Annotated in this window: 11 protein-coding genes and 1 tRNA gene; 6 read left to right on the forward strand and 6 right to left on the reverse strand. The window is 47.8% G+C overall.

What is annotated here, in order from left to right:
- Window positions 1-353: 353 nt before the first annotated feature.
- Window positions 354-1253: a mechanosensitive ion channel family protein gene (locus V202x_RS09770; protein WP_145173670.1), complete on the reverse strand. Its 900-nt coding sequence runs from the start codon at window positions 1251-1253 to the stop codon at window positions 354-356.
- A 294-nt stretch (window positions 1254-1547) separates the two neighbouring features.
- Here V202x_RS09770 and V202x_RS09775 point away from each other — a divergent pair, with 294 nt between their 5' ends.
- The 3 genes from V202x_RS09775 to V202x_RS09785 are packed head-to-tail and all read left to right on the forward strand — an operon-like array spanning window position 1548 to window position 4287.
- The gene (locus V202x_RS09775) at window positions 1548-2501 is read left to right on the forward strand and encodes a peptidylprolyl isomerase (protein ID WP_145173673.1); all 954 of its coding nucleotides are present in this window, start codon (window positions 1548-1550) and stop codon (window positions 2499-2501) included.
- A 51-nt stretch (window positions 2502-2552) separates the two neighbouring features.
- The gene (locus V202x_RS09780) at window positions 2553-3476 is read left to right on the forward strand and encodes a succinylglutamate desuccinylase/aspartoacylase family protein (protein WP_145173677.1); all 924 of its coding nucleotides are present in this window, start codon (window positions 2553-2555) and stop codon (window positions 3474-3476) included.
- Window positions 3469-4287, forward strand: coding sequence for an SDR family NAD(P)-dependent oxidoreductase (locus V202x_RS09785; RefSeq protein WP_232098927.1), 819 nt, complete (start codon window positions 3469-3471; stop codon window positions 4285-4287). Before V202x_RS09780 ends, V202x_RS09785 begins: the two co-directional genes overlap by 8 nt.
- 15 nt (window positions 4288-4302) lie before the next feature.
- Here the strand turns inward: V202x_RS09785 and V202x_RS09790 are convergent, their stop codons facing one another.
- Together V202x_RS09790 and murQ are read right to left on the reverse strand one after the other, a co-directional pair.
- On the reverse strand, window positions 4303-5259 hold the full coding sequence (locus V202x_RS09790; RefSeq protein ID WP_145173683.1) for an N-acetylglucosamine kinase: 957 nt from the start codon (window positions 5257-5259) through the stop codon (window positions 4303-4305).
- Window positions 5260-5309: 50 nt separating this feature from the next.
- A complete protein-coding gene (gene murQ / locus V202x_RS09795) occupies window positions 5310-6206 on the reverse strand; it encodes an N-acetylmuramic acid 6-phosphate etherase (RefSeq protein WP_145173686.1) in 897 nt (298 codons plus the stop codon).
- A gap of 151 nt (window positions 6207-6357) precedes the next feature.
- On the opposite strand from murQ, the gene V202x_RS09800 reads away from it, so the two are divergent.
- Window positions 6358-7830: a sodium:solute symporter gene (locus V202x_RS09800; protein ID WP_197993314.1), complete on the forward strand. Its 1473-nt coding sequence runs from the start codon at window positions 6358-6360 to the stop codon at window positions 7828-7830.
- 30 nt (window positions 7831-7860) lie between these two features.
- Here V202x_RS09800 and V202x_RS09805 read toward each other — a convergent pair whose 3' ends face one another.
- Together V202x_RS09805 and V202x_RS09810 are read right to left on the reverse strand one after the other, a co-directional pair.
- Window positions 7861-8823, reverse strand: coding sequence for a hypothetical protein (locus V202x_RS09805; protein WP_145173689.1), 963 nt, complete (start codon window positions 8821-8823; stop codon window positions 7861-7863).
- Window positions 8824-9020: 197 nt separating this feature from the next.
- Window positions 9021-12218, reverse strand: coding sequence for a YCF48-related protein (locus tag V202x_RS09810; RefSeq protein ID WP_145173692.1), 3198 nt, complete (start codon window positions 12216-12218; stop codon window positions 9021-9023).
- A gap of 298 nt (window positions 12219-12516) precedes the next feature.
- Between V202x_RS09810 and V202x_RS09815 the strand changes: the two genes are divergently transcribed.
- Window positions 12517-12601: transfer RNA gene (locus V202x_RS09815), tRNA-Leu, on the forward strand.
- Between the two features lie 87 nt (window positions 12602-12688).
- Here the strand turns inward: V202x_RS09815 and V202x_RS27435 are convergent.
- On the reverse strand, window positions 12689-12835 hold the full coding sequence (locus V202x_RS27435) for a hypothetical protein (protein WP_197993315.1): 147 nt from the start codon (window positions 12833-12835) through the stop codon (window positions 12689-12691).
- A gap of 48 nt (window positions 12836-12883) precedes the next feature.
- Here V202x_RS27435 and V202x_RS09820 point away from each other — a divergent pair, with 48 nt between their 5' ends.
- Window positions 12884-13240: a phage integrase SAM-like domain-containing protein gene (locus V202x_RS09820; protein ID WP_145173695.1), complete on the forward strand. Its 357-nt coding sequence runs from the start codon at window positions 12884-12886 to the stop codon at window positions 13238-13240.
- Window positions 13241-13255: the final 15 nt, after the last annotated feature.

The raw sequence follows: 13255 nt of genomic DNA on the forward strand, positions 1-13255 counted from the left end.
CTGTCGCAGATCAACTAAAACTTAGAAAAACCGAGTCCCCTTAATACGAATCAGACTCCATCTGAGGGAGGTGATATTAGATATTAATGGGTGCAAAGCAAAAGATGAAGTAGAACAGAACAGTGAACAGTTTATGAAGATTATAATGATTAGGACTCATCAGAACCTGCTGTAGTTGCTCGAAAGTCGATACCTGACAGATTTTAAGACACATTTTTTTAAAACGACAATCAGTGAAAAAGCCCACTTGATTCTGTCAGTTGATCATGGAATCAAACTGGTAACATCATGTAAAAAACCTCGAAACTCCCGTCCCGAGGTTTTTACCTGTTTTAATTGTCAGAGCTTCAAAATTAGGAACTCGCAGCTGATGCTTCGTTGTAAAGATGGAGATCGCGTGTTGGATAAGGAATATTAAATCCACGTTCGTCAAAGCCCAGTTTGATTGCCTCAATCAAATCCCAGCGGGTATCCCAGTAGTCCGCATTCTTAACCCAGGGACGCACCACAAAATTGACGCTGCTGTCTCCTAATTCATTCACGGCAACAACTGGTTCTGGATCAGTTAAAACTCGTACCTCATTACGTATGACTTCCTCTAAAAATGATTTCACTGTTTTCAAGTCATCGTCATATCCGCAACCAATGACCAGATCAATGCGTCGGGTTTCTTTTTTAGAATAGTTCTTGATGATACCCTTAGTAATTTCGGCATTCGGAACCACAATCGCAATATTGTCAACAGTCCGCAAATGCGTCGAAAAAATTTGAATTTCTTCCACAACCCCAGAAGTACCACCCGCTTCGATGAAATCACCGAATTTAAATGGTTTGAAGAGAATCAACATCACCCCAGAGGCAAAGCTACCTAGCGTTCCCTGCAATGCCATTCCCACAGCAAAGCCTGCTGCAGCCAGTATTGCCGCCAATGACGTCGTGTTGATACCCAATTGAGAAAGTGCTGCCAGAATCACCACAACGAGCAAAATGGCATTAATGATATTCGCCATAAATCGCGCTAACGTTTCGTCCACTTTTGCCTGCCGCATCAACCGACTACAAAAACGGGTCAACAGACCGGCAATCCACTTCCCCACGAAAAAAATCAGCAATGCCACAAAAATATTGAGAGCTAGATTTAAACCTTGGGTAGTCAGAAATTCGTTAACTTGTTTCCAGACATTATTGACTCTCGTCATGGTATCTACGGGAGCAATAACGTCCTTCTCTTGTGCAAATAATGTTGACCACATTGATTGGTCCCCTTCATAGAACTCGAAAATGAGAAAATGGGAATAGTAAAATGCTGATTTCGATCACCTCGTGAATGCCCTGGTACTCGAATGGCACGATTCTAGAGAGTTTCCCATGTAAGACCAACTTTGAAATTCATTATTTTCCAAGGCTGATTCACACTGACAGTATGGGAAGGAAATGCCATAATATCTCCACATCGTAATCTCGACAAATTACAATGAACGTCTTCTACCCAAAAAACCACTCGATTTGATCCTTTGTTTCATTCTTAATTGCAGGAAGCAATCACAATGCCAATTCGTCTTCGCATCATACTGAATATCAGCATTATTGCTATGTGGTTCACATCTCTCACTAGCATTTCGCTGTTTGCAGACGAGAAGAAAAAACAGACAAACGGTTCCCAGAAAGTGCTCGTCACGGTTAACGGCCATGCGATTACTCAGGCCGATCTGGATTTTGCTTATCTTTCCCGAGGTATAGCCGGTGGTACTCGATCTGCAAAAAAACAAGTTTTAGAAAGTCTGGTCGATCAACGTCTGATTCAAGACTTTCTCGCTCAACAAAAAATCACGGTCCCACCAAAGCAGCTTGATGAAAGTGTTTTAAAGGTACAAAAATTGATTCATAAAAAAGGGGATAATCCCGAACAGGTTCTCACCAAGATGGGGTTCACACCTGAAAAACTGCGCGCCGCGATTGCCCTTCCTCTGTCATGGAATATTTACGCAAAACGCGAAATCACACCTGCCAAAATTCAGGAATACTTCGACCAACATCGGGAAGAACTGGATGGAACACGCGTTGAAGCCAGCCATATCCTGTTAAAGTTACCGCCAAATGCGAAGCCGGAAACGATCCAACAAGCCAAACAAAAACTGTCAGACCTCCGCGAAAAAATCCTGGCTGAAAAAATCACGTTTGCGGAAGCAGCCGCTCAACACTCTGAGGCACCAAGTAAAAATGAGGGTGGAAAATTGGTGACTTCTGCTTATCGCGGCAAAATGCCACTGGCTTTAACACAGCAGGTATTCGCATTGAAAGAAGGTAACATAAGCGTTCCCTTCCAGACTCCTTTCGGTGTTCACATCGTGACGCTTAATAAAAAACACTCTGGTCAATTCAGCCTGGAAGATGTACGAGGCGAAATATTCCAACTTCTCTCCCGAGCACTCTGGAACAAGACGATTCAGAAATTACGCAGTTCCGCCAAAATCGAATGGAATGCAAATTCCCCGAAATAGAGCACCTTTTCAATACTTAACTCGTCCATCACCATTGAGGAATCAACTTGAATGTTGAATCAGAAACTGTTTGAGTCGTTCACCATTGAAGGGAGTCAACCGGGAAAACATGTCCTGATTCTCGGAGGCATTCACGGTGATGAATATGAGCCGATGGCTGCGGTCAGACGACTGCGAACACAAATTTCGTCTGAGAAACTCTCGGGCCGCGTGACACTGGTTCCGGTCGTCAACCAACCCGCCTATGAGCGCATCAATCGGCGCGGCCCGGATGATCTCGATCTGGCACGTACGTTTCCTGGCTCACCAGAAGGATCGATCACCCAGCAAATTGCTCACGAAGTCACTCAGTTGATTCAAGCCGCGGACTATCTGATCGATCTGCATACAGGAGGCCTGTATTCAAATTTAGCGCCGTTTTCCGGGTACACGCTACACCCTGATCCGGCTATCCTGGAAATACAGCGTCACATGGCGCGTGCATTTAATCTGCCCGTAGTATGGGGTACTTCAGCACATCTGGATGGTCGCTCTTTGTCTGCTGCCCGCGATCATGGTGTTCCCGCTATCTACGCTGAATGGGGAGGGGGCAGTGGCTGTGATCCTAAAGCAGTCAAAGGTTATGCCACAGGCTGCCTCTCTGTCTTGTCAGCGCTGGGAATGTTAGATATTCCTGTTGAACAAAAACCAATTCTGTATCACATCGAAGACGATCGCGAAGAGAGTGGTCACCTGCAGCTTCAAAATCATGCACCGGTCGCAGGCTTCTTTGAACCTGCGGTGCAATTGATGGATCAAGTTCAAGTCGGCGATGTGCTGGGATCAATTTGTTCTGTCATGGGTGAGGAAAAGACAAGCGTCATTACGAATCAAACAGGAGTCATTCTCGGACTTCGTACGCTGCCTTATGTCGAAAAAGACGAATGGCTGGCGGTCATTCTTGAGACGGAACAAGCGAGGGCAAATAATGAATGAACGACCGGTTGCCATGATTACGGGTGCAGCAGGAGGAATCGGTGGAGAAACAGCGGTCTGCTTTGCCGAGCGAGGCTACGATTGTGTGTTGCTGGCACTCCCCACAGATGAATTAGAACCGATCACTAATCGGATTCAGAAAAGGGGAGGAGAGTTCCTATCTTGTCTCGGTGACCTATCGGATCTTGAATATGCACAATCTACCGTTGATCAGTGTATCAGTACCTGGGGCCGCATCGATGTGCTCGTTAATAATGCTGCCTGGCGCGAAATCACGACACTCAGAAACATTGAACTGGCCAGTTGGGAAAAAACATTGAGAGTCTGTCTGACTGCCCCTGCGTTCCTGGCAAAGTGGTGCGCCGTTCATATGGAACCGGCAGGACGCGGAGTCATCATTAACGTATCGAGCATTCAATCACAAATGGCAGCTGGCATCAGCCCTGCATATGTCGCCGCTAAAGGAGCCCTCGATTCTCTCACTTATGAACTCGCGACATTGTATGGCCCCTCAGGCATTCGCGCACTCAGTGTCAATCCGGGAGCCATTGATACCGCGATGGGAAAAGACATTGCCACTGATGATCAACAAACAACCGGTGCTAAAATTCGCCAGGTCTCAGAAGATATGATCCCGTTAAGGCGCTGGGCACAGCCTTGTGAAATAGCGCAAACCATTGCCATGTTGGCCAGCGAAGATGCCAGCTATCTGACAGGAACTTCAATCACCGTCGATGGCGGCTGGAAGCAGCAATGCTCGCCTTACTCAATCAAACACCTGCAATTCCCCCACGAATTCCCGGCAGAATAAGTTCTGATACGAGGCTCACGTAGAGCCATTTAACAACTCGGCAGCAATTCGAATGGCACCCAGGCTGGGATCGTCTACACATTCCACAGACATAGGCTCAACATTGAATTGAGCCAATCGCTCCAATAATGAATCGCGATAACTCTCCTGATGGAGCAAAGTGCCTCCGGTCAGCGCCAGTGTATAACCACCGCTTGAAAAATTGAGACGAAAGACCACAGCGCTTACGAGTTGCGCCAGATCATCGACCGCTTGATCCAAAATCGCACGCGCAACAGGATCTCCTGCTTCTGATGCCTCAAAGACCAGTTTTGAGAGTGCGGCGATTTCGCTGCGATTGTTTTCAGATCGATACACAAATCCGATCAAAGATTGCGGATCAGGCAATCCCAGTGTTTGCAGAAATGAACCCTGTAACGCGGTTTCTGATCCCCGCCCATCAACGGCTTTTAAAATCGCGTTGATCGCCGTCATGGCAATCCGGTATCCACCACCTTCATCTCCCAGAAGATACCCCCAGCCTCCTGAACGGGCAATATCTCCAATTTGACTTTTCCCATAAGCCAGAGAACCGGTTCCCGCAATCAGACTGATGCCAACTCCCCCTGGTGTACCTGCCGCTAATACCGTTTCGGCATCCGTTACAATCTTGATCCGGTCACCGATTCTGTTTTCCTGATTCCAACTTGTCCAGGCTTCCTTTTCTTCGATTCGCCCTGCTCCCGACATTCCCATACACAAGTATGAAACGCACCGAGGTGAAACTTTAGCAGATTCAAACGCGCGCTCAATTGCCAGTTCCAGTTCAGTCGTCGCCGATTTGAGGCCCACTGCATTCAGATTGGAAGCACCGGCTCTTCCCTGCCCCACAACCTGAAATTCATTCCTGGAAGAAAAAACTGCCAAAGAAGCCAGCGTCTTGGAACCACCTCCATCAATCCCCAGAATCAGTCGTTTCGATTGCAAAGTCATGACTTGTTGCTTTCTACTGAGAAAGAGGAACCTGCTAAGCTCCGTATCAATTAAGCCGTTTCTTCCAGTACTTGCCGCAGATGACCTTGGGTCTGCTTGAGCAGCTCCCTCGCGGTTTCTGGTGAAACCCTACGCATCACATGCACAATCGCCGTTTTTAACTCTCCCTTACAGGATGCAAGCACCGGCTCCGCTTCTTCTCGTGACAAATTGGTAAATGCCATCAGTATGCGGATCGACCGATCTACGAGCTTTTCATTCGTCGCACGCAAATCAACCATCAAATTCCCATACGTTTTACCGATACGAACCATCGCACCCGTCGTTAACATGTTTAACACCATCTTAGTAGCTGTCCCCGCTTTCAAGCGTGTTGAGCCTGTAATCACTTCCGGCCCCACTATCGGGCAGATGGTTAAGTTCGCAATCTCTGCCAGTTGATTTTCCTGATTGCACGTTATTGCAATTGTCTGGGCTCCCTGTTCCTGTGCATACTTTAAACCAGCGATCACATAAGGGGTCCGCCCACTGGTCGCAATCCCTACCAAGACATCATTCTGATGGAAATCGATTTGATTCAGGTCTGCGATCGCAAATTCGGGATGATCTTCGGCACCTTCAATTGCACTCGTCAATGCCGATTCACCACCGGCAATCAACCCCACTACGAGTTCAGGAGGACTATTAAATGTGGGCGGGCACTCACTGGCATCCAGCACACCAAGCCGACCGGAAGTGCCCGCTCCCATATAAATCAGACGGCCCCCTTTGAGAAAGGCATTTGCAATCAGATCAATCGCAGTTGCAATCGTCTTTGCTTCTTTCTCAACAGCTGCTGTGATTTTCGCATCTTCTGCATTCATTAACTGAACAATTTCCAGACTGTTCATAGAATCAATCTGATCCGAATGCGGGTTACTTTGTTCCGTTGTTAATCGATCTAACATATTTAATGGCCTGTCAAAAGTTCTATCTGCCAGCTAGTATAATATCCAAGATTTTGTTTCACGATAAGCATGTGTCACACGAATCTTGCATTGATTTTTAGATATCTCCTCTAAGCCTACTTCTTACTGAATCTGAACAGGTAAGGCCACTGTGAATATAGCCATCGGAACCACCGACCTGATTATCTTAGGCCTTTACCTGGTCGGTGTGGTCCTGTTCGGTTCCTGGGTCGGAGGCAAACAAAAAAATCTGTCTGATTATTTGCTTGGTGGGAAAACACTTCCCTGGTGGGCCATCCTCGGATCCATTGTTGCTACCGAAACCAGCACAGTCACATTCCTCAGTGTTCCGGGAATCACTTATGAACCGGGTGGAAATCTACAATTCCTGCAACTCGCACTCGGTTTTATTGTAGGAAGATTTCTGGTGATCGTGTTTTTGCTCCCCCTTTATTTTCGCGGAGAAATTTATTCTGCCTATGAAGTCTTAAAGAAACGATTCGGCGGAACGACCGAACGTGTAAGCTCCCTTGCCTTTATCGTAATGCGTACACTCGCCGATGGCTTGCGACTCTATCTGACAGCACTGGTACTGGAAAAAGTCGTCGGCATTCCTTTATCAACCTGTATTGTCATCATTGGAATCGGCACGATCATTTATACCTGCCTGGGTGGGATGAAATCCGTTGTCTGGAACGACTGCCTGCAATTTGTGATCTATATCGCTGGTGCGATTTTTGCATTTGCCGTAATTATTGAATCACTGCCAAACGGCTGGAGTGATTATCAGCAATTCGCAATCACACATCATAAATTGACGATGTTCGATTTCAGTTGGGATCTGGCCAACAAGTACACCTTCTGGGCCGGGCTGGTCGGCGGTCTCTTTCTTTCGATGGCCACCCATGGCGCTGACCAGTTGATGATTCAACGCTATTTGGGATCGCGCAGCCAGCGCGATGCCGCGAAAGCGCTGGGAATCAGTGGTTTCGTCGTCTTCGCGCAATTTGCTCTGTTTCTCTTATTGGGAATCGCGTTGGCCGCCTTTTATACAAACTTTCCACCACAAACACCGTTCGGAAAATCGGATGAAGTCTTCGCTTCGTTCATCATTGATCATCTTCCAATAGGAATTAAGGGGCTTACATTGGCGGCGGTCTTCGCAGCCGCGATGTCGACACTTTCCAGTTCTCTCAGTTCCACTACGAGTGCGCTGGTCAACGACTTTTATTTGCCCTTAAACTCAAGCCAAAAGCAACCAGAAGAATTAGTTCAAACCAGCCGTCTTTTCACTGCCCTGTTTGGAGTTGCACAAATCACCGTCGGCATTGCCAGCCAATCGATCTCGGATAGCGTGGTCGGGAATGTATTCTCGATCGCAGCAATCTCGACTGGATTAATCCTGGGAATTTTCTTTCTCGCTACATTCAGCAAACAAGCTTCGCAGGTTTCAGCATTGCTCGGTTTTTTGGTCGGTCTGATCGTTGTTTTGTATGTCGCTTTCGAGATGAAAACACAAGTTGCCTGGCCCTGGTACACGCTAATCGGCGCAACAACAGTTTTTATTGTCGGGATCGGAGCCAGCCGATTTCTACCTGAGATACAAACAGCCGTCGAAGAATAAAATACCAACGGTCTCATTTTTCAGCAATTTTTACTGTCCGCGCCAAAGGATTTGATCGGAGATCTCCAGGCGCTCTTGTGTATCCGCAATCTCGCTTTTAAAGCGACGGGCATCCACGGGATAGCCCTTCGTTGGCTTGAGATCTGGAACATGCTGCAACCAGAATTGGTTGAACAATTCCATCATCACTTCTCGCGAATATTTGCAAACCATCGAAGAGACAGCTACAGGAAAATGCGCTTCTGCTTTTGTTTGAAAACGAATTTCCGTACTTCCGATTTTATAAACACTTTTCGCTGTTGACTCTTCAACCCGAAAAATCAGCTCGCCATCGAGCACTTCATCCAGATATTCATCATACCGATTCCGACCGCCGTGCTTGTCACCGATGATCAAGGTTGGTTCGGCTGATTCCCTGTCCCAAACGCGCGTCAGCAAATCCATGCACAATCGCGTGAGCAATACACCTTTACTACCATATTCCCGACAGCAACGATTAAAACGTTCCGGCAGGACGATCTCAGAACAAAATGCCTGTAACTCAATTCCCGCAGCATCGAATGCCTGTTTCAAATTTTGATGAGATTGCTGAATCGTTTCCAAATCAACACTTATTGGAACCGAAAAATCGCTATTGTGATTCCAAGGTTGATTTTGAATTTCATCGAGATGAGTTGTGGAAGTAACCAATAACCGCCACAGACCATCCAGCGAAGTAATTCTTTCTTCCCCACTAAGCAGTTGCAAAAAAGGAAAGATCGACTTTTCCAATGGAGCGAGTCCGGCTGATGAAGAATGTACCTCTTTCGAATCAGCCACGTGTAGCAACTCAGAATTTTTGGCTGGTTTTGTTTGAGACACGACTGACTGCAAAGACTGCCAGAAATCAAAGTCGCGCGGATCTCCCGGCACTTTCCATAAACTGGCCGTGATTACAAGCGGACCCAAATTGGGTCCGTAACCTGCTTCGTCCATGCCGATTATAAAACCCATAATTTGCCTGTGAAAATTTCGATTGATTTCGCTCTAAAACAATTGCCCCCGTCTGATTCCAGACCACGCGTAATGAATTCAATTCGCGCAGACAATCAGAGGCTATGATGCAGCCATAATAAGAGAACCGATCAGTCAGGGAAATGAATGTGGCCTCTGAAATCAAGAAAGCTGTTGAAATGGAGCCAAGTCAACGATCATTCAAAGCGCATCAGCCCGAATGTGTCGGGGCGAGGTTCTGATGAAAGCGGATGACTCCATCCCTGCAAGCCCACTGCAGGTAGAATTCGCACCACTGAAAACCCCCAGGTTTTCCGCTTCAATTTTGCAGAGGGAACTAGCTCCTGTAAAGGGATTGCGATTTCTGTTCTCCAATACTGTTTGTCTTTTTCACGATACACAAACCAACGCGGATTCCAGCTTCGATCGACCCAGCAACGATCACTGGTCCAGCCCCGATGATCAACTTCCAGCTGATAATAGGTTGTGTAATCTCGGTCGATGTCAAACGCGAATGAGAGACGATCTTGTAATTTCAAATCAGCATCATAGATCCGCCCCGAGTCGGGAGGTTCCGGGTAATCCAAACCTGTTTTGAGTGGAAGGCTGGCGGCAATATAAAGATTCTCCTTATCGTAAGACAATAACACAAAAGGCTGGCTCAGACGATCACGATCTGATACGGCCTGATTCTCTTGATTCGACAACGGCTTGGCTGAAAGACGAATTTCATCTGCTTCCTGCCAGCATTCATCAGAGAGGAGTCCATCCAAGACCGGACGCGACTTCGTAAAGCGACACAGGTAAACCGGACGGGGTGGGCTGCTTGCCGGATGCAGCAACCAGTTTTCTGCCCTCGCGATATTTTTCCATGTCGCATTGGCGGCAGGATTATGGAACGCACGAAAGATATCATCGGCCTTACCATGCGAGCCGATTAAACGATACAGGGACGCCAAGGGAACCTGAACTTCCGGTGATTCATAAAATTCCGGTGCCTGTTTTTTAAACCAACGCTCGGCTGCGAGTGCTTGCTTCTTCCAATTCTCTGCGGTTTGAGTACGCCAATTCTGAGGCGCCCCTGTATTGAGTTGTCCTACTTGCTTCACAGTACTCAATAAAGGGGAAGGTAATTTCTCCGAAAACCGAGCCGCATTCGTAACCTGATTGGATTTCTGGTTAGGAGAGCTCGTTGATCGAGAACGTTCTACAGGCACCTGGCGGCTTCTTTGCCAGGCGACTTCTTCGCTCGACCAAAGCTGAAACAACCATAACATGGCACGTACTGCTTCTGGCTCTTTCGGGTATTGTTCCACCAGTTCCTGATACGTCGATTCCGCTTTCTGTAGATCATGATTGGCGACATACTGTTGTGCCAGTTGCTCTAACTGCAACGCAGCCTGTCGCCGGGTAAGACCTTGTGTGATCATCTTTAAATGCGACATCAGCTGTGCAGAAAAGATCGGATCGCTGATTAACTTCACAGCGAACGCTTTGATATTCCGTTGTCGTTCGGCCAGCTTTCGATTTCGTTCCTCATCGGCTCCATTAATCGGGAGCAGTTGCCTGCGTGCATCGGAACCAGGGGCGATCCCGATTCCTGCAAACAAAGTTCCTCCGATAATCGCCATTTTTTTAGTTTTGTCATCAGCCGATTCCACATCAATCAAACGGTAGACACTGCGTTCTTCCTCAGAGGCGATCCCTTTGCCGAGAATCTGTTTACCAGAGGAAGCAGCCGTGGAAACGGTCACCCCGAGTCGAGCGAGATATTCATCCGCTTCGACGGAAGTCTGACCGGAACTTCCCGGTGGTAATCGCAGGTAAACTTTTTTGACCTTCCAGGGTGCAAGACCCGCTTGCTCGCGGTGCTCGATATACCGGGTCGAATCAGCGGCATAGCGCACGGCTTGCAACACGGCATCTTTCACCAGAGTCGATGCTGCGTCTTTCCCCTGAGGTTGATCAATGATTAAAACATCGGGCCGCCAGGTTCGTAGTTGTGCGACAAACCGACTTAAGGTAACAGAGGCCAAACGACCTTCCGTATGTCGGTTCCATTCTTCAATCAAACGGTCTGCGTTCTGTTCGAGTTCGGGAATCTGAACGGGAAACCGCCAGTCCTGCTTTCCCATCGAACCGCCGACACTGGTGACGGATTCATTTAATCGCAAATCCAGATCCTGGTGTGGTTGGCCATCGGGCCCCAAATCCCGACGAACGGGCAGTACGACCAAACTACGATACCCCTGATCCCCCGCGTATTTGCTGAGCATGTTAAAAGAAATTTGCTGGGGCTGTGCGTGCACACACATCAGAGCCACACGGCGCGGGCTTGCATGATTAGAACGCCATGTCAAACCACCATCGTTTGTTGATAAAATTGTTCCGAGCGTCCCAACGGCACAGCCGTTTTGATCATCCACAAAATGAATCGCTGTCAGCGGCGCGCTCTGATTTGTCCATTGTTGCTGCCACGTTTTTCCTTTGTCAGCAGAATGCCAGATCACCGTCCCCGGATCGCCGACCACCCAGACCTGATTTCCCCGGACCTCCACAGCACGAAAATCAACAAAATCTTTGAGCTGATCAGGCAAAGCGGTCTCGGGCATTTCCCAGACCAAACCCCGGTTCTCACTTTTTCGCAGCAGCGCCCCATCACCGACCATCCAGCCGGCTGCCGTCATCGGGAGCTTCACATCATGAATGCCTCTTAAACCTTGAGGCGGAAATCGAGGTGGCAAAACCGCACCACCACCCACTAATGTCAATCGTCCCTGAGTGCCTGCGACGACTCCTGTATTCACATCAAAAAATGCCGCAGTGCGATAACCGATCGATTCGTAACCAGTGACATCTTCCCAACTCTTACCGCCGTCTGTGGTCTTAAAGACCCCACTTGCATGTTGAATAGAAGTGTCGCCGACGACGATTCCCTCATGCATTCCGAAGAATCGAACATAGTGCAAGCGCGGCAAGCGTTTCTGAACCAGTTCCTTCCAGGTTTTGCCACCATCCTTAGTAAATAGCAACACACCCTGATTCAAATGCCCATAGGTGGCCGTGCCACCACCGGCGATCCAGCCAATCTGATTTGTGAGGAAACAGATATGTGTGAGAGGACATTGTACGGGACTGGTAACGAATTGCCAGGTTCGTCCGCCATCTTCGGTTTTCCGAATGACTCCTAGATCGCCGACAGCCCAACCCGTTTTCGTTCCCAGAAACTGTACGGCATTCAAGTTGGCATCATCAAGCAGAGGCGAACCTGTAGACGGCGATCCTGTGTCAGCCAATAAGGACTGTGAACAGAAGAAAAGACTCGCAACGAATATAGTTATGATGAGAGTTGAACGCAGCGGAGTTTTCTTGTTGATTCGGGTAGAAAACGGCATCGGACATCCTTGTTCGAATAGATTCAACGCGATACAGATGACCCATCCTCAGTCCCAGACTGAGATTTGCTGGAATCAGCTATAAAAAGCGGTCGGTAGTTTACAAAAATGCAGATTTTACGGGAGGGGAAGTTTAAACCCATTGCAGGTCCATTTTCACAAAATCCCGGGTTTTTAACCCTCAGAATGCCATCCCCTTCCCTTGATGGGCATTCTGGGATTGTTATACTGGGAAATCCTCAACTTTGAGACCGTTTTCGGCCATCTGTATAGGTCATCCGCTCTCACTCAAAACCAGGCCCAAGTGGCGGAATTGGCAGACGCGCTAGCTTGAGGGGCTAGTGGGAGTTACTCCCGTGGAGGTTCGAGTCCTCTCTTGGGCATTTGAAGTCGTAACGAGTTACGTCAATTGAAATGATATGGCTCTGATGCGCGTATATATCTGGCTGCCCTTGGTGAGAGGTGGATTCTCACCAAGGGCAGTTTTGCGCGCCCCTCTTTTCTGCTTGCCCGATCATTTGAGCCCGGTTGGTCACAACGATGACTAGCGACGGAGTGTGGCTAAGCGTTGGAGACTGATTCATCGCTGCAATTGCTTTTCGAAGAGGAGAAGCCATGCAGCATTTTCAAAACGAAGAACTTTTCTGGTCCGTATATATTAGGACATGTATCTGCAGACATTGGAACCTCGAAACAGTTCCGATGTGCATTTTCACAATACTCGCCGCACACTGGAGCGATTTACCAGATACTGTCAATGTGCCACAAAAAGATTAAGTGAGATCACTGACTACGACCTCGAAGAATATTTGTGGTTACGCAAAAAAGATACCTGGCGCGGAAAACCCATCAAAAACGTTTCTCTCAACAATGAAATTAAAATGCTCAACACCTGTTTTGCTAAAGCAGGCCCCAAAGAAGCACGCGGCTCCGGTCGAGCTAATTATGGTTTCGTGGAACATCCCCCGTTTATCAATAAGCTGGCTCATTACTCGGTCACTATTCGAAAGGGTATCTTTTAAAACGGTCATCTTCGC

Source organism: Gimesia aquarii (assembly GCF_007748175.1).
In the GTDB taxonomy this organism is placed as follows: domain Bacteria; phylum Planctomycetota; class Planctomycetia; order Planctomycetales; family Planctomycetaceae; genus Gimesia; species Gimesia aquarii_A.

Coding starts and splice junctions, on each gene's coding strand:
- V202x_RS09770 (WP_145173670.1), bottom strand. CDS start 1,253: ATGTGGTCAACATTATTTGCACAAGAGAAGGACGTTATTGCTCCCGTA.
- V202x_RS09775 (WP_145173673.1), top strand. CDS start 1,548: ATGCCAATTCGTCTTCGCATCATACTGAATATCAGCATTATTGCTATG.
- V202x_RS09780 (WP_145173677.1), top strand. CDS start 2,553: ATGTTGAATCAGAAACTGTTTGAGTCGTTCACCATTGAAGGGAGTCAA.
- V202x_RS09785 (WP_232098927.1), top strand. CDS start 3,469: ATGAATGAACGACCGGTTGCCATGATTACGGGTGCAGCAGGAGGAATC.
- V202x_RS09790 (WP_145173683.1), bottom strand. CDS start 5,259: ATGACTTTGCAATCGAAACGACTGATTCTGGGGATTGATGGAGGTGGT.
- murQ (WP_145173686.1), bottom strand. CDS start 6,206: ATGTTAGATCGATTAACAACGGAACAAAGTAACCCGCATTCGGATCAG.
- V202x_RS09805 (WP_145173689.1), bottom strand. CDS start 8,823: ATGGGTTTTATAATCGGCATGGACGAAGCAGGTTACGGACCCAATTTG.
- V202x_RS09810 (WP_145173692.1), bottom strand. CDS start 12,218: ATGCCGTTTTCTACCCGAATCAACAAGAAAACTCCGCTGCGTTCAACT.
- V202x_RS27435 (WP_197993315.1), bottom strand. CDS start 12,835: ATGGCTTCTCCTCTTCGAAAAGCAATTGCAGCGATGAATCAGTCTCCA.
- V202x_RS09820 (WP_145173695.1), top strand. CDS start 12,884: ATGTATCTGCAGACATTGGAACCTCGAAACAGTTCCGATGTGCATTTT.